The sequence below is a fragment of the Lentimicrobium saccharophilum genome (assembly GCF_001192835.1).
Taxonomy (GTDB): Bacteria; Bacteroidota; Bacteroidia; order Bacteroidales; family Lentimicrobiaceae; genus Lentimicrobium; species Lentimicrobium saccharophilum.
Genome location: NZ_DF968182.1, coordinates 162,625 through 186,868, shown reverse-complemented (window position 1 = coordinate 186,868; position 24,244 = coordinate 162,625). Strand labels below are relative to the sequence as shown.

Annotated in this window: 12 protein-coding genes and 1 pseudogene; 4 read left to right on the top strand and 9 right to left on the bottom strand. The window is 48.5% G+C overall.

Annotated features, from left to right (window positions below; all coding sequences use genetic code 11):
- Positions 1 to 2: 2 nt before the first annotated feature.
- From TBC1_RS00650 to TBC1_RS00625, 6 genes are read right to left on the bottom strand one after another with little or no spacing between them, the layout of a single operon-like run.
- The gene (locus TBC1_RS00650) at positions 3 to 1,292 is read right to left on the bottom strand and encodes a glycosyl hydrolase family 17 protein (protein ID WP_082189579.1); all 1,290 of its coding nucleotides are present in this window, start codon (positions 1,290 to 1,292) and stop codon (positions 3 to 5) included.
- Positions 1,293 to 1,327: 35 nt separating this feature from the next.
- A complete protein-coding gene (locus tag TBC1_RS00645; protein ID WP_062037047.1) occupies positions 1,328 to 2,680 on the bottom strand; it encodes an MFS transporter in 1,353 nt (450 codons plus the stop codon).
- Complete coding sequence (locus TBC1_RS00640; RefSeq protein WP_062037044.1) at positions 2,680 to 6,132, bottom strand: hypothetical protein; 3,453 nt, start codon at positions 6,130 to 6,132, stop codon at positions 2,680 to 2,682. Before TBC1_RS00640 ends, TBC1_RS00645 begins: the two co-directional genes overlap by 1 nt.
- A gap of 45 nt (positions 6,133 to 6,177) precedes the next feature.
- Entirely contained in the window at positions 6,178 to 7,011 is an 834-nt protein-coding gene (locus tag TBC1_RS00635) for a glycoside hydrolase family 16 protein (protein ID WP_062037042.1), read from the bottom strand.
- A gap of 41 nt (positions 7,012 to 7,052) precedes the next feature.
- On the bottom strand, positions 7,053 to 8,909 hold the full coding sequence (locus TBC1_RS00630) for a hypothetical protein (protein WP_062037039.1): 1,857 nt from the start codon (positions 8,907 to 8,909) through the stop codon (positions 7,053 to 7,055).
- 15 nt (positions 8,910 to 8,924) lie between these two features.
- Complete coding sequence (locus TBC1_RS00625; RefSeq protein WP_062037036.1) at positions 8,925 to 12,059, bottom strand: glycoside hydrolase family 2 TIM barrel-domain containing protein; 3,135 nt, start codon at positions 12,057 to 12,059, stop codon at positions 8,925 to 8,927.
- A gap of 557 nt (positions 12,060 to 12,616) precedes the next feature.
- On the opposite strand from TBC1_RS00625, the pseudogene TBC1_RS00620 reads away from it, so the two are divergent.
- Both TBC1_RS00620 and TBC1_RS00615 read left to right on the top strand, forming a co-directional pair.
- Positions 12,617 to 13,636, top strand: a pseudogene (locus TBC1_RS00620) (IS1595-like element ISLesa1 family transposase).
- 536 nt (positions 13,637 to 14,172) lie between these two features.
- Positions 14,173 to 16,023, top strand: coding sequence for a YgiQ family radical SAM protein (locus TBC1_RS00615; RefSeq protein ID WP_062037033.1), 1,851 nt, complete (start codon positions 14,173 to 14,175; stop codon positions 16,021 to 16,023).
- Here the strand turns inward: TBC1_RS00615 and TBC1_RS00610 are convergent.
- Together TBC1_RS00610 and TBC1_RS00600 are read right to left on the bottom strand one after the other, a co-directional pair.
- Positions 16,014 to 16,448 carry a universal stress protein gene (locus TBC1_RS00610; protein WP_062037031.1) on the bottom strand — a complete coding sequence of 145 codons (435 nt, stop codon included), beginning with the start codon at positions 16,446 to 16,448 and terminating at the stop codon, positions 16,014 to 16,016. The genes TBC1_RS00615 and TBC1_RS00610 overlap by 10 nt on opposite strands.
- A 905-nt stretch (positions 16,449 to 17,353) precedes the next feature.
- Positions 17,354 to 18,319, bottom strand: a complete 966-nt coding sequence (locus TBC1_RS00600; protein ID WP_062037025.1) for a T9SS type A sorting domain-containing protein — start codon at positions 18,317 to 18,319, stop codon at positions 17,354 to 17,356.
- Positions 18,320 to 18,432: 113 nt separating this feature from the next.
- Here TBC1_RS00600 and TBC1_RS00595 point away from each other — a divergent pair, with 113 nt between their 5' ends.
- Positions 18,433 to 21,786 carry a VPS10 domain-containing protein gene (locus TBC1_RS00595; protein WP_201781614.1) on the top strand — a complete coding sequence of 1,118 codons (3,354 nt, stop codon included), beginning with the start codon at positions 18,433 to 18,435 and terminating at the stop codon, positions 21,784 to 21,786.
- 95 nt (positions 21,787 to 21,881) lie between these two features.
- Positions 21,882 to 22,655 carry an acyl-[acyl-carrier-protein] thioesterase gene (locus TBC1_RS00590; protein ID WP_062037022.1) on the top strand — a complete coding sequence of 258 codons (774 nt, stop codon included), beginning with the start codon at positions 21,882 to 21,884 and terminating at the stop codon, positions 22,653 to 22,655.
- 164 nt (positions 22,656 to 22,819) lie between these two features.
- On the opposite strand, the gene TBC1_RS00585 is transcribed toward TBC1_RS00590, so the two are convergent.
- Positions 22,820 to 23,851 carry a cytochrome-c peroxidase gene (locus TBC1_RS00585; protein WP_062042604.1) on the bottom strand — a complete coding sequence of 344 codons (1,032 nt, stop codon included), beginning with the start codon at positions 23,849 to 23,851 and terminating at the stop codon, positions 22,820 to 22,822.
- Positions 23,852 to 24,244: the final 393 nt, after the last annotated feature.

Sequence of the window (24,244 nt, the reverse complement as noted above, 5' to 3'; positions counted from 1 at the left end):
AATTACTTGCGCTCACTGATTTCTTTTGCGGTTGGCGGCACTTTCACTTCCTGCATCATTGCAGCTTTATCGCCATCAAATGTTTTGGTGATGGGTTTGCCGTCGCGGGTTAACCCATCAAAAACACCGGCATCCACCATATCCCACAAGGTATACTTAGCCTGAGATTGCAGGTTAATCAGCCCGAAGTGGTTTTCTGAACCCCGCGGATTTGCCGCATCTTTCCATTGTTCGTCAAACGCCTCGAAATAAAAACAGGTTATCCCTTTTGAGTCTGTCCAGGTGCGCATCAGATCGTGATAAACCGCTGATTTATATTCGTCGCACGCCCGGGAACCGTCATGGCCGTAAAAGCCGTCGGATTGGGTTGCCCAGCCGGTTTCGCCGATGTGAACGGGCTTATCTACACCCAGACGTTGCATATAGGCGACAACACTTTCGTATTGAGCAATGGCATAATCCCTTGCCCTGATCATCGCTGCATCTGTTTTTTCCATATCTGACAATCCTTCTTCCTCTTCGGGCACTCCCCAGAAATCAGGATTGTAATGGGTGTCGTGCATGGGGTAGGTGTGCATTGAAATATAATCAACCGAACGGATGAGTTCGTTCAGTTCCTCCAGGTGGTACTCGCTCCCGCCGCCGCCCCAGGATGCAAAATTGTCGGAACTTGTAATCCATAAATTCTCAGGTAAATCCCCGACTTTCTTCAGTTTTTGCAAATACTTTACCCATTTAAGGATGATACCGGGCTCAACGTAATATTCCCACGCCCAGTGTACCATGGCTTCATTACCGACTGCAATAATCTTAACGATATCAGGATATTGTTGTGTCAACTCAACAGCGCGGCTGATTTCCTTCTTATTTTCGGGACTCTCTTCGTTTCTGATCCGGTCGGGCAGTTTGGTAAAGGCATTTTTACAGTCTATCCACGCACCAAGCATAATGTACATTTCAAATTCCGGATCGTCTTTTTTTAACTGACTGATGGCTTCCAGCAGATTGGCTGCTTCGTCGTAGTAAACATTATAGGTTCGAACAAGCTTGATTCCCATGGCAGACAGAATTTTCATGTCTTCCTTCAGCTGGGGAATGGTTGGCTGTATATCTCTCGATAATTCGCGATACCCTCCATAGGAGATGGCCTGATAATTTGGATCTCCCAATATCTCAGCGGCAGTTTTGCCGGTGCTTACGATTTTTTGCGAGCATGAAGCAAACAGGAGAACCGACACACCTAAAATCAGGAAATGCAGCAAATTCCCGACTACATTATAATTTTTTTTCATTTTTCCGGATTGCATAACAGATGGTTTCAATGGTTTTACGATTCTTTTCTCCGCTGTTCCAGATCCTGCTGCATCAGCAGGCAGGTTTTATGGTCAATGGCATAGAAATACAGAAGAATGGCAACCGACATATAGAGCACTCCGGGAAACACAGAAATCATCAGCTTGATCCCGTTCAGGGAGGTGGCCGACTGCTCTATATTGGGGACAAATTGAAACAGCACCAGTAACCAGCCTGCCAGCGCGCCGCCGATTCCCCATCCTGCCTTTTGTGCAAAAGTGGCTGCCGAAAACACCAGACCGGTCGCACGCCGTCCGAATTTCCATTCGGAATAATCGGCAGTATCGGCAAGCATGGTCCAAAGCAGCGGCACGGCAGGGGCATAGGTGAATTTGGCCAGAATGTTCAGAATATAAATCCCATAGATATTCTGGCTGCCCGGAAGATACAGCAGAATGAAAAACAGGCCGGAGATCAGTGAACTGGCTATGTAAACATTGCGCTTCCCAAACTTCTGTGCCAGTGGTTTTGAAAAGGGAATTCCGAGTATCAGCGCAACGGTGCCGATTACATTAAACATCTGCACGTTTTGTTCCTGCCCGATGTAATACTTGAAGTAATAAGCAATCGATAGGTTCTGCAGGGCAAACATGACAAACGAAACAATGCCTACAAAGAAAAGAACCACCCAGGGCCGGTTCCTGAAAAGATTCTTAAGGTCCTGCCTGAGATTTTTTTGTTGTTCAGCCGGAGGTTTTACCCTTTCTTTTGTGGTTTTGAAGGTGATGATAAACAGCACAAAACTGATGGCTGCAAACAGCATCAGGGTGTATTGATATCCCTTGGCATTATCGCCCTTGCCAAAGTAGCTGGCCAGGTAAAGCGCAGTTCCGGTAACGATAAACTGACCCACAAAGGCAAAAATAAAACGGTACGAATTTAACCCGGCCCTTTCATAAGAGTCGGACGTCATGACAGCGCCCAGCGACGAATAAGGCAGGTTGATGGCCGTAAAAACGGTCATCAGCAGCAAGTAGGTAACCCCGGCATAAATAACTTTTCCGGTATCTCCTAAATCGGGGGTGGAAAAAGTCAGCACAGCCAGCACACTGTATGGGAGCGCCATCCAAAGCAGATAGGGACGAAACTTCCCCCATCGGGTGCTGGTCCTGTCAGCGATTACACCCATAATAGGATCGCTGACCATATCCCAGAAACGCGCAATGAGCATAATCGTTCCGGCGGCAGCCGCGGATATTCCAAAGGTATCGGTGTAAAAAATCAAAATCCAGAAGCCAACCATGTCCCACACAAAGTGGGAGGCTGTATCACCCAGACCATAACCGATTTTTTCCTTAATGGACAATTTCGCGGCGTTGTCGCTCATCACTTATTATTTATTGATACTTCAACCTTTTCTATTTCACCGGTTCTTCTGAATATCAGGCTGCTGATTTCCTGACTCAGGACATTGCCTTCAGTTTCTGTTTTGTCACCGTTGGCGTAAAAGACAGTAATCGCATCGTTTGCTGAAAGAAAATAGATTACAGGGGTCTGACAACAGGTAAAGGCCAGCTGCCCGGGAGCAAGTTTTATTTCTCCGGTGCCGCCGTTACATTTTCTGTATTTAAATATGCCCTCCTGTTGGAGAAACTCATCCTTCCTGAGCAGACGGGGTTTGAATGAAAGTCTTCCTTCATTGACGAACACCCCCAATTCGCCAAATCTGACCAGAATATCTTCCTTAACCTGCCCGGTCATACCGGGTTGCTGCGCCCCCCTGTGTCTCGGGGTGTGCGAATAGGGATCAGTTGGAAAGGCCCCGTAAAGCCCGGGAGATTTATGCACGCCGATGCCCGCTTCGATCTCGTAATAGTGATCCAGTAATCTGCCAATAACTTTTTTATCAGCGCCGGTTTCAATGGCTTTCAGGCAACATTCCTGCACGGCCAGGTGCAGTTTCGAAACCATATGCCAGTAGATTGATCCCAGCCCTTCATAGGAATAAAAAGTGCCCGACCTGCCTGTAAAAGCTTTGTGATTGAATACTTCTTCAAAGATGTCAAGAACCAGCTTACGCTCCCGCTCGGCCAACTCACGGTAAACACCTTCAGACAGCCTGTTCAGCGCTGCATTCACGTCAGCGGCATTTTTGAAATTACCGTTGAAATGCAAGCCTCCCAGCACGTCACGCTCAACAATCTCCGTATTTCCATCGGCAATCAGTCGCTTAATCAGCGCTGATTCCCGCGCCCTGAGGGGTGGAATATTGTTCTTCTCTAAAAATCCGGGCAGCTTTTTATTAGGGTACAAAATGTAACTGTACTGATCATCGCGGAACAGGGCACTGCTTTTGAGTGCATCCAATACTTCCAGCGCCTGCTCAGAAGTTAAATAACCCGAACTTAACACCGCCGTCTGGCCTTCGAGCATTTCAGAAAGATGAGAACAGGAAACCGAGGTTTCGGTGGCATGCATCAGATTGTAAGCATGATACAGATTGTCTGACCTTTTGTTAACACGGATGGATTGTTCAATGAAATCAAGGCAAACAATGGTAAACTTCTTCAGCCCTTCAAGGGAGATGCTTTGCCTGGTGCCTTTAAAACCGTTGTTATAAATACGCTGACGGTAGCCGGATGCAGCCCATCCAAGACGGTCAAGCATCACTTTTCTGTCCTGGTCAGTGATGCCGTTTGTCAGCAATGGGCTGAATTCCAGAAGGGTATTATTCAGCGAATGATAAAAATCAGTCAATTCCTCCGAAATCTTCACGCTTTCTGTTCCGGTCTTATCCAGAATATTCCGGAAAAACTCTAAGAAGCGGTGCAGATAGTAAAGCGTAACCATTGAAACGCCATTGCCGACCAGGGCGTTGTTGGCATCGTTCCACTCCGGGCGCTGGGTGTTCATCCAGATTCCGGCCTCAGGTATAAAGTTTGACATTTTAGCCAGCACGGTGGCCAGTACCTTTTCGGTGAAATTCACATGACAGATATTCCGGTTACTGTCGGAAAGCAATGCGCCGTCGGCTCCAAGTGATTCACGGTTTTTTCTGATCGCATCGTCCCATTTATGATCAAACTCAATGGTATCTTTCGGATTCTTCAGAATCTGGTCGTAAGGCTTGATCCTGTATGGGACTGCGGCATAAACAAACCATTCTTTGTCAAGAAGTGACTGCAATGTGCCGGGGCGGAATTTTTCAGCGATTTCAAAGAATTTCTGCAGGTAAATAATCTGATGATCACCCCAGTATCCGATATAAGACCATGGATTATCGGGTTCGATGGTTTCCCAGTCGAAACCGTCTTTTGTAATCCTGTAGGGATTGTAACCGTCGAATGTTGAAGCGTTCAGAAACTTGAAGATCATACCGGTAACAAATTCAGGATATGAAAGCGCCAGCGCTTCCCAGTTCTGGAAAATATCCCTCCAGTTCCCCTCATAATCCAGAATTTCTGATCCGTCAGTTTCATGCTGAATATTGATGGTAAAATAATTCCACGGGCGGCTGGGATCGCCATGCCTGCGGCTGAACTTCAACGGAAGATATTCCGAAGAAAGCCTTATCAGGTCAGCATCATCAATACCGGACACACTGTTTTGCAACGCCGACCGGCTGAAATTATAAGGAAGTTCATCGATTGTTTCCTGATTCCGGCTCACAACCTCCCGGTTGGCCTTCAAAAGGTAACTGACAAAATCCTCTTTTTTAATCAGATAACCATTATCAAAGATGCCCCCACGCATAATGTTGAACAGGACATTGGAAAAATGGCGGGAATCGGTGAGTTTGTCAGCAGTAAACTGTAACCCGTCGGCACTTGCAACCAGTTCAATCACTTTTTGCGTTCCGGAATCGATATCTTCCTGAATCTTTAATTCAAGATCCGCAACGTTTTTAATTTCCTGACACAGGCTGATGATCTGCGCGTGATTCTGATTGACGTTGGCGATGAGTTTCCAGTTTTTCTCATTTCGGGCAGGCAGCAGAATTCCCTCACAAACAAAATATGCTCCCTTCTCCCCTTTAATATCCGTTTCTTCCGAGATCGCTCCGCCCTGCCTGAAATGATCCAGCTGAAGGGATGAGAGCAGGTGTTTGGGATGATCCAGCCCCAGCGACCAGGCAATGTTCGCTTTCAGCGCTTCGCTGGGTTCGGCTTTATCAACAATAATGGCGCTGAGGGCAAAAATACCGGTTCCTGATTCCGGCTCCAGTTCACTTCTCTTGTAGGCATCTACCAGGTTGCTGGTTGATCGCTGCAGGTCGCTGGGAACCCCGTAAGGCATGATATTCTGCAAACCATCCAGCAGGGTGATTTTGTAATCATTGTCCGAAGTGTTGACCAGTGCCGACTTTTTTACAAAACCATACACCTTCGACGAATTCCACTGAACCCTGAATATCAGCCCGAAATCATGGTTGATTTCTTCGAAGATGATTTTATTGCCATAGATGTTTTTGTAAAGGTTACGGCTGATGGAATACTTACCGGTAAACCTTTCGGAAAAAGGCTCCCATACATAAATCTGATCGTCTGCCCGTATTTGAAACACGGATTTGCTTCCGGTAATATCAGCCGATTCTATTATTTTGTCATCGGTATAATAAGGGAACAAGGAAAGTTCAGGGTTCTTCCGCCCGGCAGTGAGTCCTCCGTTGCTTGCTATAAACATCCAGTGGTTGGAGTCACTGACGATGCTCATAAAGAACGGCCGCATCAGATCATGATCTGAAATTTTAAAGTAGCTTTCATTTTCATGTTCAACTACCTGCATTTCAATTGACTTACCGGTAAAATTCATTGGGTTTTCAGGATAAGCTTTATTCATTGACTGTAAAAAATGTTGGTGATGATTAACCCTGCTCTTCTTTTTCTATTTAACCTCCTGGTAAACCCTTACATAATCAATGTACATTTTCTGAGGGAAGGGGGTCTGGGCAGTGGGAAATCCCACATAATTACCACCGACCGCTACATTGAGCAGGATAAAAAACGGCTGATCGTAAACCCATTCACCGGGCACATCACCGCGTTCGATGCGCTGATAGAGATAATCATCCACAAAAAAGTCAATCTTGTCTTTATCCCACTCAATGGCATAAAGGTGAAAATCGGCATCAAACCTGTCGTTAAGGAGTGCATAACTTCCGGTTACCGGGTTTCCGCCCGAATATCCCGGGCCATGAATGGTACCGTGGATGATGTGAGGCTCCTGTCCGCGGAGTTCCATGATATCAATTTCACCGCATCCGGGCCAGGGAACCGTTTCAATATTTTCGCCCAGCATCCAGAAGGCGGGCCATATACCGGGCCCGTAAGGTGTTTTTATACGAGCCTCAAAACGCCCGTACTGCTGGGCAAACAAACCCTGCGTCTTAATCCTCGCTGAGGTAAATCGGTTGCCTTCGTTAATGGCAGTAATTACCAGATTCCCCTGATCATCAAGCGAGATGTTAGCAGGACTGTTGGTATAACTCTGCAATTCGCTGTTGCCCCAGCCGTCCTGACCGGTGCCCAGATCAAAGGTCCATTTTGCTGCATCCGGCGACTGCCCGGCCTGGCCATTAAATTCGTCGCTCCAGGTTATCTGCCAGTTGCGCTCATCCAGTTTCTGGAAGTTGTCGCGTTCGCATCCCCATAAAATAACCGCAAACAGCAGCAGTGCGGAATGAATGCGTATTCTCCTGAATTTATTGATTTTATTCATTTTCTTTGCGTTTTATGTTTACAAGACAAGCCCGGCCACGATTAGTTTTTCCGGAAATAAATGTTATCCAGGTAGATATCTCCATTACCTTCAAATTTGAGTTGGATAACATCGTTCAAATCCACCGGGGCAAAGGATGAGAGCGGAATGTCGATGCTGCTCCAGCCGGAAGTGGGAACCGTTAATGTATAAGGGGTTTCAACGGGGCCCGGACTAATCAGAAAGACACTCAGTACCGATGAATTCGCGGTCCAGAAATCCAGGTGCAGAAATCCCATAGAAGAGACATTCTGGCTGGCACCTAATTGTATCCCCTGATAGTTGAGGCCGGCAAATTTCAGGGTGTTATTCCCCTGAATTTGTACCGTTGTAACAACCGTTGCCTGTCCCCAGAACGGATTGAGGTCGGTGCCGGGAATTGCCGTGTATGAATCGCTGAAAACGCTGGTTACATTGGCAGCCGGGTGAGTGGGTACCGGAGCTGCTGTTGCCGGTGATGATGGCTGGGAGCCATCCTTGTAAAAATAAATATTGTCGGCATAGAAGCTTGATATGTTTTCATTGCCATCCACAAAAATAAGTTGTCCGAGATTGTTTCTTGCGCTCAGACCTGCAAAGCCCGACAAGGGAATATCCAGGCTGATCCATTGCTGCGATTGGCCCGGCGTGATGGTTGTGGTGAAAGTACCGCTGACGGTTGTTCCAAGATCAACCAGTTCAAAACGCATCTGGGCATTTCCTGTTAAGGCATTCGGAATAAATATGTCTGCATGCAGATGCGTCATCGCAGAAGCATTAATGGTAGGAGAACTGAATTCAATCCCAACAAAATTAAAGTTGGTATAATTCAGTACCTGATCCCCATCCACTTCAAAATCGGCTGAAAGCGTCGTCTGATATGGCTCCCAGTAACCGTTGTAATAATTCACCGGTACATTGGGATAAGCATTGCTGAAAACAGAAATTACATTCTCAGCCGGCCGGGTGGGAACCGGAGCAAGCTGAAATACCCCCTGTGACCTGATGGTTAAAGAACCGTTAACCTCGGCATCCCCGACTTTTGCAGTGATAAGGGCCACGCCCGGACCACCGTTAACCAGTACCTTACCTGATTCATCGACGGTTGCAATTGAAGGATTTGATGATGTGAATTCAAAATATGCAGGCGCAATATTTACCGCCTGGTTGATACCGGTAGGCAGGTTAAATACAGCGCTAAGCCCCGTTATTGTTTTCTCCACTCCAACAAATGATGTTTCATCCTGATTCTGACCGTTGAGGATGCTGAACTGCGGATGGGCGATGGTTCCCAGGTTTTCAAACTTCAGTTCATCCACCCAGAAAGAATATCCTTTGCCATCGACAGGCCCTGTTGAGTAATAAAACATCCCGCGTTCAGCGGTGAGCACAGAAGCATTGGGCAGCGGAATGATGTATTTCTGCCAGTTGGTACTTATCTGCAATCCTGGTATAGTCACCTGGTACTTTGAGGCTCCAAGGTCGTTACCAAAACCAACCACATCAATCACCGCAGATTGAGAAGCTTTTGCCCAGAACGTCAAAGCATTATAGCCTGTCAGGTTTCTGCCTGTTCCGGTAAAGAATACGCCACCCGCATAAGCGCCACGGGGATCGCCTGCATTGGGGACATCAAACCGCATGGAAGCTGCTGAATTGTTGTACGTTTCTTTTTTATCCACATCAAAAGCGGTAGGCACAGAACCCCCGAAAGCCGCATAGTTCAGCCCCGCAGTGAATCCGTCAATAAAAACCTCGGGATTATCCGGGAATGTGACGGGTTTCAGGTCGGGCAGATCGCGTTCGCACCCCATAAAAAGTGCTGCAAGAAAAATTATGGGGATATAATTCTTCAAACTGATGAGTATGTTCGTTTTCATCGCAGGGTGTTTTTATTATTTACCAATATTAATGCGTACATAGGTTCTGATCTCCCATTCATTGCCATTGTCAAAACCGACGGCTTCGGGATCGGGCACCAGGGCTCCGCTTGCATCAGGCTTGTAAGTTGGCGCGTAACGGGGAGAATACCGGTCGAGTGTACGGTAAGTTGCCCGCAGTCCGATTTCAGTGTTCGGAAGCTCAAACCAGTCAGGTTTTTTCAGAGAGGTAGAAATATCGGCCATCAGCTGAAGCGGGAAGGTCAGGTTGTAATCGCGGTGATAGTCGTAAGGGCCCCAGTCGTTGATTCTGGCAAATGAAGTGAGTTTTACTTCCTTGAAAATCATCCGCAAATCAATCCCGTAGCGCCTGATCAACCTGGCATCGCTGCCGTTGGCCTGGGCATCCCCGGCATATATGTTTGCAATAAAGCCAAAATCGCTGCTTACCTTCGAAACCAGTCTGGAGTGGATCTCCCATAAATCATTGGCAGGTGCGGCTCCCGGAAACGCAAATGTGGTACGCCCATCGGGCAGAATTCCGATGGCAGCGTCCTGGGTGGTTGGCAAATGCCTGTAAACAAAGCCTAAGCTCACGGCAAGTTCAGCATCTTCCGAACGGTCGCTGTCCCAGTTGTACATCCAGGTACCGGGTGTCGGATCGTAAGTGAATAAAATCTCACCGGCAATCTGCTCCCTGTTAGCCCTTACCACAAAAGGATCATCGAGGATGTTTCTCGGCCTTCCCGGGGCCGGTACATCTCCGGGGATCGGGCCTTCGATGGGCTTTTGCCACAGGAAGTTGGGCGCCACCTGGAAATCTCCGATCAGATAGGTAGCTCCGGTCAGGAAATTATACTGGTTTCCGCTGCCGCTGTCCTTTAACCTCCAGCCGGTGAATGTCAGTGTCTGGTCGGCACCGCCCTGCGCCACCAGGCCCATGACCGCGGATTGTGCATACCAGTTAAACCTTCCACCCTTGTAGGTTAATTTTATCTTTCCTCCGAAATTATCCTGTGCCTTGATTTCATCTTTATAAACCGAGTAATTCCCCTCTTCTCCCCTTACTACCTGGAATTCCCTGCCCTGAAGCGGTTGACCGGCCCAGATTCCTCCTGCATTGACCCCGAATTTGCCGAACTCCCTGTTCACAAACAAGGTAAGCCGCCTGGTTTTAGGTTGCGGAATGGCAAACGAACTTTCCGTCATCCCAAGCTGAGCAAGGTCCTCATGAAAAATCCCGGTAAAATTGAAATGTGCAACACTTTTACTGTATTTCAGCAATACAGCCGGGTTGGCCCCCCACCAGAGCTGCGGGCCGAATGCCAGTTTAAAATCACTGAACATCTGCTTGCCTTCCATTTCAAATCCAAATGGCGCAATACCATTGTAAATGTCGATATTGGGTCCGTAGTTGGCTTCGGGATAAAGGCCAAAGAAGTCGCCTTCATACCCCCAGTGATAATGACCCGTGCGATAAAATCCCTTAAGATCGAACAATTTGTGATCCCAATGATAACTGGCTTTGTAAACCTGAACCCGGTTGACAGAACCCAGGGTTACATTTCCGTTGCTCCCGCCTACTTCTACCGGACGTCCGCGGTTTTCATAAAATATCTGATCAATCGGGTTCAGCGCCACATTGCCCAGCACATTAAATTCCACATCGGCACTGAAATTGCTTGACGGATTCGCCGCTACGCCAACATAGAATGACTGCATATGGTCGAATCCCAGCTGATTCGGGAAGACCGGGTTATTCGGATCGGCAACATCGGGCGTTGAAATCAGGCTGCCGCCGGTGTTAAACGTAGTGTTTTGCGCACTTAAGCGGCTCAGGCTGATTTTTTTAAGTTTTTCCCCTTCCAGCGCGGCCTTGTCACCCCTGGCCTTCAGGAGGGATTCCACCACCTGGATGCCGTTAAAGTGCTGCTGTATGGTTTGTAAATTCACGCCTTCGGCATAGGGATTCAATTGGTGGGCTTCTTTGAGGGCATAATAGGAGGCCCTGGGATATAACTGGTAAAATCCTTTGGAATTGGTCGGGCCTTTGGCACATATTCCGAACCACTCTTCATTCATATTATTCTGGCCGGCCCTGTAATCAAACAAATAACCACCGTTGCTCCATGAGGCATGGGAATCGTGCACATCAAGGTATTCAGTCTGCCCGTACTTCCACCAGCCATCGCTGAACTGAAAGGTAAACCCGCCCAGCGAATTGCCTGCTTTTCCCATTCCGGCCGCATTTTCATATACCTCTTTCCAGTTGGCAACATTGTAAATTGCCTGTTCGTTTTGCGCCTCCTCCATGGTGATGGCGTTAAAGGCATCAGAACCAAATTCAGTCAATAAAACGGGTTTCCCGTATTCCTTCTTCACCCTGTCAAAAAGATCGGTAAATGAAATGCCGCGGTAAACGTTTATGCCGAATATATCCACATCTTTACATTCTTCCGCGATGATATCCAGAAACAGGAGGTCGCCGTTGCAGATGGATACGGGATGATGTGGGTCGATGGCCTTCATGGCCACGGAAGCATCGTTGAATAATTTATAAAGGTACCGGGCCATCCTGGTAGATTCCCGGTCTTCCATCGGGATATCTTCGGTTTCGGCACCGCGCCAGAACAATCCGTAGTTATTTTCATTCCCCAGCAGGTAAAGTAACAAGCCGGGTGTATCTTTATATTCCTGCACCAGTCCGGTTACTTCCTTTAGCAGAAGTTCCTTTACCCGGGGGTCTGAATAATCGGTATTGCCTTCCCAGGCCCCGTCGAGCGTAAGCCCGTATCTTCCAAAAGAATGGTTAAGCATGGTATAGATACCATACTTTTCATAAATGTATGTGATCCACCTGGGCTGGATACCCGTGTAAACACGAATGGCATTCACATTCATGTTTTTAAGCAGCGACATTTCATCATCCAGTGCCTGTTTGATGAAGTCGTCGGACTGGGTCCATAAACTGTAGGAATAGTTGGTCCCGATGGGGAAATAATCCCAGTTGATGCCGTTGACCATGAAACCCTGGTTGTTGACCATAAGTTTCATCCCCTTCTCCGTATTTTCTATTGCAACCTTCTGAGGCTGTGCAAACAGAGAAATAGAGAAACTCAGCAAAATCAGCGCAAGTAATTTTTGTTTCATCTTTGGATAATTTGTTATAACGTTTCTTAGACAGGGATTTTTTGCCTGAAATTTTTCTTAAACCTAGATCAAATATAATCAAAACCTACCTATAAATTACATATACAAAAGGAGGAAAAGAGGCCTTTAACTAATTTTTAATTCGTTGTATAATATTCTTATTCAATATATTAACCTGCCGATCCAGCCTTGACACCACTTACTACCTCCTGCACGCCCTGTATATACAAATTTTCCCGAAAACATCAGTGTCCTGTCCACGGCTGGTTCGTCAAAAAAAATGTAACAGGGATTTCTTACTCCGAATTATATGACAGATAGTTAACATACCAGAACAGATGGTGGCGCCCGCAACCCTCTTCCCTAATCCATCCACCTAAAAGCCATGTCATTCCGAACCCGGACAACCGGGTTAGGAACCTGCAAATCGTTTACCGGACAATCATAATTCATAATCAATCTATTACTATTCAACAAAATAGAGTTTTTAATGGCTGTAGTTTAGAATAGCGTTGTATTATGAAAATATTGTTTATCTTTGCTCAAACTACTTGCTAATGGACTATCAAGAAATATTATCAGCCATTCGCGCCTTACCCTCGCACCAACAGGCGAACCTGATTGCAGAATTAACGGGGAACGAAAGTGCCCCCGACTACCTATCATTACGCAGAAACCAACTGATAAACAAGCAGGTTGGCTGTCCTCATTGCGGAAGCCTAAGGTTTTACAGATTTGGCAAGGATAAGGGCAGCCAACGCTTTAAATGCAGAGCTTGCAGTCGAACATTTACGGAGTACACGGGCACATGGCTAGCTGGTCTGCATAAGAAAGAGCTTGTTAATGATTACCTTGAACTGATGCATAAGTCCATGTCATTGGATAAAATAAAGTTTGCTCTGAGCATTAACAAGAAAACCGCCTTTGATTGGCGTCATAAAGTGCTTTCCTCTCTCGAAGAGGTAAGGAAGGATGATTTCAACGGGATTGTTGAGAGTGACGAAACATTCTTTTTGCTGTCAGAAAAAGGGAAAGAACAGCAAACAAGGAAAGGTCGCAAGCGAGGGGGTAGCTCCTCTTCAAGAGGTGTTTCCAAAGACTAGGTGGCTGTAATCGTGACGTCTGACCGTAAGGGGGCGATGGATATGAAGGTGGTCACCCTCGGGCGCATCAGCAAAGCTGACATCGAGAACGCCATTGGGAACCGAATTGAAAAGGACTCCATCCTATGCGCTGATGGGCACGTAAGCTATAAGGGCTTTGCCAAGGATAACCAGCTTTCATTGGTGGTGCTACGCGCAGACCTTAAGCAATATGTTAAGAATGGCATCTATCACATACAAACCGTAAACTCTTTGCATAATCGAGTGAAGAAGTGGATTGACTCAACGTTTTGGGGCGTCTCCACAAAATATCTTCAGAACTATTTAAACTGGTACAGAGTACAGCAAGCAGTCAAGAGCTCGCTTAGACCTACAGAAGAAGTCGTAAAGTACACAACACTTGACCTTTTAAGTCTTACGAGATACCGAACAATTGGAGAGAAATATCAAACGTTAAAAGCAACGCACTTATAAACTACAGCCTTTTTAATGAAACTTGTTATGCTCCTTTTACCCGTGCCATTGTCACACAATCCGGAGCCTCCTCCGGATTCCGGAGCCGGTGGATAATAGCCATACAATAGTTTAAAGTGTTTGTAAAAATTATTCTTATTCAGGCATTTTTTGTATCCCATTACACTATTGTCCGGTTAAAATATGAAAAGAACCTGCCACAAAGACACGGAGACACTAAGTACCACTAAATGAGAAAAATAAATTCGTGCAACTTGGTGCCTTTGAGCCTTTGTGGCGAAAAAGTGAAAGTAAGCTGTAACTTGTTACATTTTTCTGAAACCCATAGCTACTAAGCATTCTGGTCAAATTTTATTATTTTTCCCGGACAACAATGATCCCATTACATTCTTTCTATATTTTTTATGTAATCCATTACACAATATCAGAAACCGGAAATTCCCTGACCTGGAAGAGCTAAGGGATAACGAGAGAAATCAAAAACTCCCCTTACCCGGCTATGCGCCCCGAGCCAAAATATCACCTACCTTTGCCCCATGCAAATCCCTGATAAACGCCCCCTTACCGACTGGCTGCCCGTTTCGCGCGAAGAGCTTGAACGCCGCGGCTGGGATGAGGTGGACGTAATCATAGTTTCGGGCGATGCCTATGTCGATCATCCCGCTTTCGGCGCCGCTGTAATCGGGCGACTGACCGAACATGCGGGGTTCCGGGTGGCCATACTGCCGCAGCCCAACTGGCGCGACGACCTGCGCGACTTTAAGAAACTGGGTAAACCCAGGTTTTTTTTCGGGGTAACTGCCGGCAATATGGACAGCATGGTAAACCATTACACCGCCAATAAGCGCCTGCGCAGCGACGACGCCTATACCCCGGGCGGCGTGGCCGGCTTCCGGCCCGATTATGCTTCGGTGGTTTATACGCAAATCCTGAAAAAGCTCTACCCGGATGTACCAGTTATCCTGGGTGGAATCGAAGCCTCCATGCGCCGCCTCACCCACTATGATTACTGGAGCGACAGCCTGAAGCCCGACATCCTTACCTGGAGCGGCGCCGATATGCTTGTCTTCGGGATGGGGGAAATGGGACTGGTTTCGCTGCTCCGTCGCCTGGCAACCGGTGAAAACATTGAGCAAATCCGCGATGTGGAGCAGACTGCCTTCCGGATTCCTTATGGGGAAGCCTTACCGGAACTGCCGGGTGTTGATACCCGTGAAATGCCTTCACACACTGAATGCCTGGCCGATAAAAAGGCCTTTGCCCGGCATTTCCGCATCTTCGAAGAGGAATCGAACCGCTGGCAGGGAGCAAGGCTGCTGGAAAGAAACGGAGATTCCACCATTGTAGTGAATCCCCCCAATCCGCCCATGAACGAGGCGGAAATAGATGCCTCCTTCGACCTGCCCTACACGCGCGAGCCACACCCGCGCTACCATAAAAGAGGCGCCATTCCCGCATTTGAGATGATCCGCAATTCGGTAAACATGCACCGGGGATGCTTCGGCGGATGCGCTTTCTGCGCCATTTCGGCCCATCAGGGAAAGTTTGTGGTGAGCCGTTCTGAGAAATCCATCCTGAAAGAGGTGGAACAAATCGCCGCTGCCCCGGATTTTAAAGGGCATATCACCGATCTGGGCGGCCCTTCGGCCAATATGTACCGGATGAAAGGGATCGACACGGACAAATGCAAAAAATGCAAACGTCCCTCGTGCATTTTCCCGACCATCTGCCGCAACCTGAACACCGACCACCGCCCGATGACTGCTCTGTACAATAAGGCTTTGCGGGTACCTAATGTAAAACGCATCACCATCGGCAGCGGCATCCGTTACGACATGCTGATTGGCCGCAGCGAAGCAGAATCAAAGGCCAACGGGCTGAATGAGTACCTGGAGCAGTTGATCACCCGGCACGTTTCGGGAAGACTGAAAGTGGCTCCCGAGCATAGTTCGGCGCATGTGCTGCAGATTATGCGCAAGCCGCATTACTGCACCTTTGTGCAGTTTCAACAGAAATTTAACGAGATTAACCGCAGAAACGGTCTGAGGCAGCAGCTGATCCCCTACTTTATTTCAAGCCATCCGGGCAGCCGCCCCGAAGATATGGCCGAACTGGCCTGTGAAACCTCGCAGCAGGGTTTCAGGCTGGAACAGGTGCAGGACTTTACCCCCACCCCCATGACCCTGGCCACGGCCATGTACTACACCGGCTTCGATCCGTACACGCTGAAAACCGTTTATGTAGCCCGCGATAAGCAGGAAAAACTCAACCAGCAGCGGTTCTTTTTCTGGTATAAACCCGAAAATAAACGCTGGCTTGCTGAAACATTGAAAAAAGCAGGCCGTGCCGACCTGCTGCCAAAATTTGGCAAACGGCCTCAGGGCTGAGGCACAATCATCACCGGACAGGGGCTGTTGCGCATCACCCCGTCGCTGACACTTCCGATAAATGTCCGGTACAGAAACCCGTGGCTTTGCGTACCGATGACAATCAGGTCCGCCTCAAATTTCTCAGCCTCATCCAGAATAGTGTTGACTACAGGGCCATGCACCAAGGCTGAACGGGCATCCACCCCCCTCTCGTGCAGGTAATGAACCATGGCCTTGAGGTCGTGGTCCTCCCGCACCAACTCTTCCAGCCCGGGATTATTTACCGCCATAATCTGTGAGGGATCATCCGTAAAAACAGGACCGGGCAGGGATACATGCAGTATATAAACCTCACTCCCGAAAGCTTTCGCGATTTCGCCGGCTTTATCAATGACATCCGTAGATAAATCGGAAAAATCAACCGGAACCAGTATCTTTTTCATATATACTTTGTCTGATAATTACAAAGATACAAAAGAACCCTGCCGAAAGCAACAGTTCAGGAGAACAGTCCACTGTAAAAGCCAGCTGAAGAAGGGCAAATCCTTATTTGATGTGTTGGATATACTATGGAGGCTTTGGCAATTAAAAGAAGCCACCAAAGCGCGGAAGCACAAAAACACACAAAAGAATTTATCACAGTTTATACAAAACCTGAAAAACTGAATAGCTGATTGCAGTTACTGCACCGTGTTTTAAAGAAACCGGACCCGGCTTGCAAGTAAACGCTTTTATGATTTGCTTCAATCATAAAATGTAGTATCGGAGAAAGGAAGAATATAAATCACATTTTCAGGCTAAAATTTCAATAGCAAATATTAATCCTGTTATCAGCATGAATAATGACTGAATGTACTATTTGAGAATGAAGCTATCTGTGAGATAAATGCAAGTAAAAAATCAGATTTATCATATTGTTATACAGTCATTTACATAAATTTGTGGCGGGCTGAATCTGATCGGTATTAGTTTTAAGAATATTTGCACAGGTATACTTAAGTTAGTTATCAAACTTTTTATAAAAATCCGGGATCTCTTTTCCTGAAATAAATCAGTGCTTCCGTGATTCTGTGGCAAAAAAATAAAAAGCACATCCTATAATGAACTACCCCTGAAGAAGGGTAATTTGTTATTTGATGTGCTGTTTTGTTTCTGCCATGTCGCCACCAGGCCCCGCTCTTTCAAACCCATGTATGTCAAAGTCATCCTGAGCGTTAGCGAAGAATCTATCCGCCAGGGACGGATAGCTCACCGAAGGTAATCTTATTATTCAACCAGACAACAATGAAAATAAAAGTTAACTCCCGCAAATCGAATAATGTGATTGCCAGAAATCTGAAGATCATTCCTATTGAAGGATCAGCTTACTCAGATGGTTGTGCCGGCTGTCGCGCAGGGCCATGTAATATATGCCGCGGGGCAGAAATCCGAGATCAATATTGTAATCCGTAACAGCGCCGGGAAATGCTCTGGAATAGACCATTTTTCCTTCCGCAGAATAGATATTCATGCTCACCATTTCGCTGCTTTTCCACCGTTTTATATTGATAACCCCCGTGGAAGGATTGGGGCTGATGGCCACACCGGCATCCGAGGGTTCAGAGATTCCTGTTGTTTTACAAACAATGGGATGCAGGGTCATGGTGGTAAGCATGGTATTGCCCCAGTTGGAAGGGTCGCTGAATGCAAACCACCTGCCGTCGGACCACTGATCCCAGGCGGTACCGCTGTAACCCTCAACATGTTTACGGCACCACAAAGCAACCGTATCAGCCAGATTTTCAGGCAAAACAACGCCCACATAATAAGGGCCGTTTACCGGATAAGGTTCCTGAAAAGTAACCGTGGTAATCCTTTCATACTGCACATCGGACACTATTGAATTCAGCGGTTTGGAAGCCGAAGCAACCATTACGCCGGGCTTGCCGTTTGTACCGGTATTGTCCCATATTCCGAATACAACATCAGGATTGCTGTGACTTTTAGCAACGGCAAATTCAGCCACAATGCCGGTGATAAAACTGCCTGTTTCAAAAGTACCGAAATATTCGGCCTTTACCTTGTCCTTATAACTGTTGTTCCCGGTTACATAGCCCGACTCCGGCTGCATCAGGTAATAATAGGTGATCTCTCCCGAAAGCGGAAAACGAACGGTGTCGCACTCCGTTCCGCGCAGGATCTGACCCGGAAATTGACCGGATTCTGTAGTTTTAGGATTTCCCGCACGCACTAAATCAACCCTTCTGCTCTCCTGGGCAGCGGAGAACCCGCTGATGAGCAGGCATAAAAAAAATGGTAAATAAACTGATTTCATTAGGTTTTGAAATTATTAAAATCGATTATTCTGTTTAGCTTTGGCAGTCAAACACAGCTGGCTTCTGAGGCTGCACCTTTGCAAAACCAGGCTTTTAAAAACCCGATTTTATTATGAACATTAGTACATTACCTCATCCGGTGGCTAAAACCATCGTTTCCGGTTCACCGCGCGAAATTAAAGCAATTATCATGCCTTCGGCATCTCTGATTGCTTTGTTTTTTCTCTTTTTCAGCATTTTTGCTTTACCTGAAGGATTCTCACAGAAAAAAAACATAACGCCGGAACCGGATACGCTCAAGTCAGGGAGTTTCAGTGGGCTGAAATTCAGATCAATAGGTCCGGCCTTCAGCTCCGGAAGGATTGCAGATTTTGCCGTTAACCCCGGCAATAACGCCGAATACTATGTGGCAGTAGCCTCGGGCCATATCTGGAAAACCGTGAATGCCGGCACTACCTGGGAGCCTGTATTCGACAACTACGGCTCTTACTCCATCGGCTGTCTGGCTATGGACCCCGGAAATCCGAACGTAATCTGGGCCGGAACCGGTGAAAACAATCACCAACGGGCGCTTGGCTACGGCGACGGCGTTTATAAAACCATTGACGGAGGAAAGTCATGGAAAAATATGGGGTTAAAGGAATCGCGGCAGATCGGCATGATTGCCATCGATCCCCGCAACACCGAAGTGGTGTATGTGGCTGCCGAAGGATCGGTGTGGGGGCCCGGCGGTGAGCGCGGACTCTATAAAACCACCGACGGCGGAAAAACATGGAATAAAGTACTGAATATCAGTGAGCATACCGGTGTCAATAACGTAATTATGGACCCCCGGAATCCAGATGTGCTCTACGCCACCTCGGAGCAGCGGCGCAGGCATGTGTTTACCAAGATCGGCGGAGGGCCCGAATCGGCCATCTGGAAATCAACGGATGCAGGGGCAAACTGGGAAAAACTCACTTCCGGACTGCCTTCGGGCGATGTGGGCGGTATCGGCATCGCCATTTCTCCGGCAAACCCGGATTATATCTTTGCCATCATTGAAGCTTCCGGTGAATCGGGCGGCTTTTTCCGCTCCACCGACCGCGGCGCTTCCTGGAATAAAATGAACGGCTACCATGCCAGCGGACAGTATTACAACGAAATCTACTGCGATCCGAAAGATGTGGATAAAATCTACTCCATGGACACCTATTCAAAAGTTACCACCGACGGTGGCAGGAACTGGAATAACCTGAGCGTGAAATTCCGCCATGTAGATGACCACGCCCTCTGGATCGATCCGGCAAATACCAGTCACTTCCTGATCGGTGGCGACGGCGGCATCTATGAAACCTGGGACGGTGGTAAAGAATACCACTTCAAGAACAACCTGCCGGTTACCCAGTTCTACCGGGTAAATGTCGACAATACCGAACCATTCTATTATGTTTACGGAGGCACCCAGGATAACAACAGCATGGGCGGCCCTTCACGCAACATCAGCAGCTACGGGGTAATCAACGATGAGTGGTTTGTTACCAACGGGGGCGATGGCTTCTGGACGGCTTCCGATCCCACCAATCCCGATATTGTTTATGCCGAAGCCCAGTACGGCAATATGGTGCGTTACGACCGCAAGAGCGGGGAAGCCATCGACATCCGGCCGGAGCCGCGCAAGGGCGAAGATACCTATAAATGGAACTGGAATACGCCCCTGATGATCAGCCGGCACTCCCCCACCCGCCTTTATACAGCGGCCAACAAGGTTTTCCGAAGCGACGACCGGGGCGATACCTGGACGGTAATCTCGGATGATCTTACCACCGGCACCGACCGCAACACCTGGCCTGTGATGGACAAATTCTGGAGCATTGACGCCGTTGCCAAAGATGTTTCCACTTCCCTGTTCGGAACCATTGTATCCTTCGACGAATCGCCCGTAAAGGAAAACCTGCTGTACGCCGGCACCGACGACGGCCTGATACAGATCAGCGAGGATGCGCAAACCTGGCGCAAAGCCGGGAGTTTCCCGGGCGTGCCGGAATACACCTATGTTTCAGATATTCTCGCTTCCCGCTTCGATGAAAATACCGTGTTTGCCGCATTCAGCAACCTGAAGCGCGACGACTTCAAACCTTACCTGCTCCGGAGCGCCGACAAAGGACGTACCTGGACATCCATCGCTTCAAACCTTCCGGCCAACGGCCCGGTACATGCCATTGCCCAGGATGCGGTAAATCCCGACCTGCTTTTTGCAGGAACCGAGTTTGGCATCTTCTTCACCATTGATGGCGGAAAACAATGGGTACAACTGAAGAGCGGCATCCCGACCATAGCAGTTTACGACATGGCCATTCAGGAGAAAGAATGCGACCTGGTGCTCGCCACCTTCGGACGCGGATTCTACATCCTCGACAACTATGCGCCCCTGCGCACCGTGAATAAAACGGTAATGGAAGGCGAAGCCCATATTTTCCCGGTTAAAGACGCGCTGATGTTTATTGAAACCGGCGGAAAATACGGGCAGGGCTCATCCTATTACGCGGCAAAAAATCCGGAGTTCGGCGCCACATTCAGCTACTGGCTGAAGGAGGTTCCCAAAACCCTGAAAGAAATCCGCAGGGAAAAAGAAAAAGAATTGTTCAAAAAAGGCGAGCGCATTCCACAGCCCACCGAGGCCGAACTGAGGGCTGAAGAGCTGGAAATCGCGCCTTACCTGAAGTTTACCATTACCGACGATGAAGGCAATGTAATCCGGAGGCTCTATTCCCGTCCTTCGAAAGGGATGAACCGCCTCACCTGGGACCTCAGGTATGCAGGCACTTCCCCCGTAAGAAAGAGTGACGGCAAGTTTGATCCGTTCAGCAGCGGGGGTTCCGGCTTGTTTGTGATGCCCGGGAATTATAAGGTTTCCATGGCCATGGTTGCCGGAGGGGAAACCCGTGAGCTGGCCGGACCGGTTGAATTCAAAGCCGTTCCGCTCAACAACACCACCCTTCCGGCTCCCGACCGCGGGGCACTGGTCGCTTTCCAGCGCGAAGTGGCCGGCCTTACCCGCGTGGTTCAGGGAACCCAACGCTATATGAACGAACTGGCCGACAAACTCACCACCATGATGCAGGCCGTACATCAGACACCTGAAGCCTCCCCGGAACTGAAAGCCAGGATATACCAGCTTTCACTTAAAGTGGATGAGATTCAGTATGCGTTTACCGGAAAAACACCCAAAGCCAGCCGTGAGGAGAACCCGCCGGCACCGGTAGCCCTGAACGAACGGATGGGCAGCCTTATTTACGCCTTCTACGGGACAACATCTGCCCCGACGTCCACCATGCGCCGCAGTTACGAAATCATCCGCGAAGAGTTTCCTCCCCTGCATGCACAGTTGAAACAAATCGGAACTATTGATATTCCGGCGCTTGAAGCCGAGATGGAAAAAGCCGGTGTTCCCTGGACACCGGGCCGGCTGCCCGAATGGGAATAGTTGATGAATAAACCCAAATCGCTGAAAAATCAAAGTCCGGTCCCCATAAAGGCCGGGCTTTGGTTTCTCCCTGAATCCACCGAATCCGCTGCATTATGCCGAACCAACACCATCCTTCAGAAGCCGGCGACCTGATCCTTTCCATGCCTTTTACCGTTACATCGGCCGAAACCGATATGTATGGCCGGGCAAAACTGAGCGCACTTATCAACCTGCTGATACAGTCATCCATTCAGTCGGCCGACCGGCTTGGATTCGGTTACCGTGATTTCATGCCGCAAAAGCTCTTCTGGGTGCTCAGCCGTATTTCGGTTGAGATCGCCCACCCGTTAAGATGGACGCAGACCGGGGTGATGGAGACGTGGCCAAAGGACATCGACAAGTTGCTGTATATCCGTGACTTTATCGCGCGCGACAGCCATGAACACGTTCTTGCACGGGCTACCTCGGGCTGGCTGACGGTGGATATGGAAACGAAACGCGGCAAACTGATCGAACTGGAAGACCCATCAATGTTCTTCAGGCTGAAAGACCGGCACGGACTGATGCACAGGCCGGAGAAACTGGGCCCCGTGCATGGCGAAACGGTTGCGGAAATAAAGGTTTCGTATTTCGACCTTGACATCAACCGGCATGTCACCACCACCCGTTATTTCGACTGGATGATGGACACCTTCGGCCATGAATTTCACAGGGACAAATACCCGCAAGCCGTTTCGGCCAATTTTATCAAAGAAATCAAACCCGGGGAAACCATCAGGATAGTCCGCAACCAAACGGGAGCCAACAGTTATTGTTTTGAAGGGTTTAACCTTTGCCGCGAAATCACCGCCTTCAGGGGGGCCATCACCTTTACGGAAACGAAGTAATTGAAGACGGACCCGGTGGAAACAGCGCCTTCAGATTAGCAACAGTATAACCGGATTTATCTTTACAGAACCCCGTTAAGCTGAACTATTGACTATACAGGGTTAACCCGAAACAAATCCGGACTATCCATTCTTCACCCGACAGCAGAATTGTCAATTATTTTCTAATTCAATGCTTCCGCCGGCACTTTACCGGTAAGGGTCTTCAGAAAAGCCTCAATATCGATGATCTGCTGAGGGGTGAGGGTTTTGTTGAGTTCGGCCCTGGCCATGATGTCAATGGTTTTATCCAGCTCCTTCACACTGCCGTCGTGCAGGTAAGGCCAGGTTTCGGCGATGTTGCGCATGGAAGGGACTTTATACAGGTCGCGGTCGGCTTCGTTTTTGGTTACCTGCATCCTGCCGGTATCGTCCACATCGCTGCCGGTGTATTCCTTGTGTGTGCCAAAAAGCGGATACTTCTGGAACATATTGCCGCCCAGCAAAGCACCGTTGTGGCAGGCGGTACATCCTGTCCCGATAAAAGCGCCCAGCCCGTTCAGTTCCGCTTCCGTAAGCGCCTGCCGGTCGCCCGCCAGAAACTTGTCGAAACGCGCCGGGGTCAGCAGGGTCCTTTCGAAGGCACCGATGGCATTGCGCATATTGGTGAAGGTGACGGGATTCTTCTCTTCAGGGAAAGCGGCGGCAAACATCTCAACATATCTGCCGTCAGCGGCAAGGCGGTCCATCACCACGGCCTCGCTGGGCATATTCATTTCGGCGGGGTTCATCACGGGACCTCCGGCCTGTTCTTCCACATCCTTGTTACGGCCATCCCAGAACTGCAGAAAATGCAGGGCGGCATTCAGCACCGTGGGGGAGTTGCGGGTGCCCGGCATGCCGTTGTCGCCGGGACTGGTGGGCAGGTTGTCCACCCCAAAGGTCTTCAGGTCGTGACAGGTGTTGCAACTTTGCGTCTGGTTCAGCGAAAGGCGGTTGTCGTAATAGAGCGCCTTGCCCAGGGCTACCTTCTCCGGGGTAAGCGGATTCTCAGGATTCAGGGCCTCAGCCGGTAAAGGTTTAAAAAAGTTATTTGCCAGGGTTATCAGGCTGTCTGCCTTCCTTTCAAGATCTGCTGCCTGATTACTTTGCCTTTGTTTACAGGCGGATACGGCCAGCAGCATCGCCGCGCACACAAAAATCACAGTTCTTTTCATAATCCGGGTTTTGTTACCGTAAAAATACAAACTGAATGGGAGAATGCCAAATCAGGGTGGCATGGCCGGTTTTCAGGATATTTATTTCCCGCAAACCGCTTTATGGCTCTTTCGCAAACCGATTGTAACGGCCAGAATGTCGCGGTGCGCTGCACCTGATGATGTTGCGGTGCGTTGCACCTAATGATATTTACCTGATCCATGCCCAGCCTCTTGTGAAAGCTTGTCAAAATTGATGAGTCAAATGGAGCCTTTCTCTGCAAACATAATATCCAGAGAAGTATTGTATGCCCCATCCCATGGAATCAATCAAGCCAACAACACCCATCGGTTTTCCGGGTTAAGTGAACGCTCGAATGGTGTCTCAAATCCTTCGGGGGGCAGCCGAGCCGG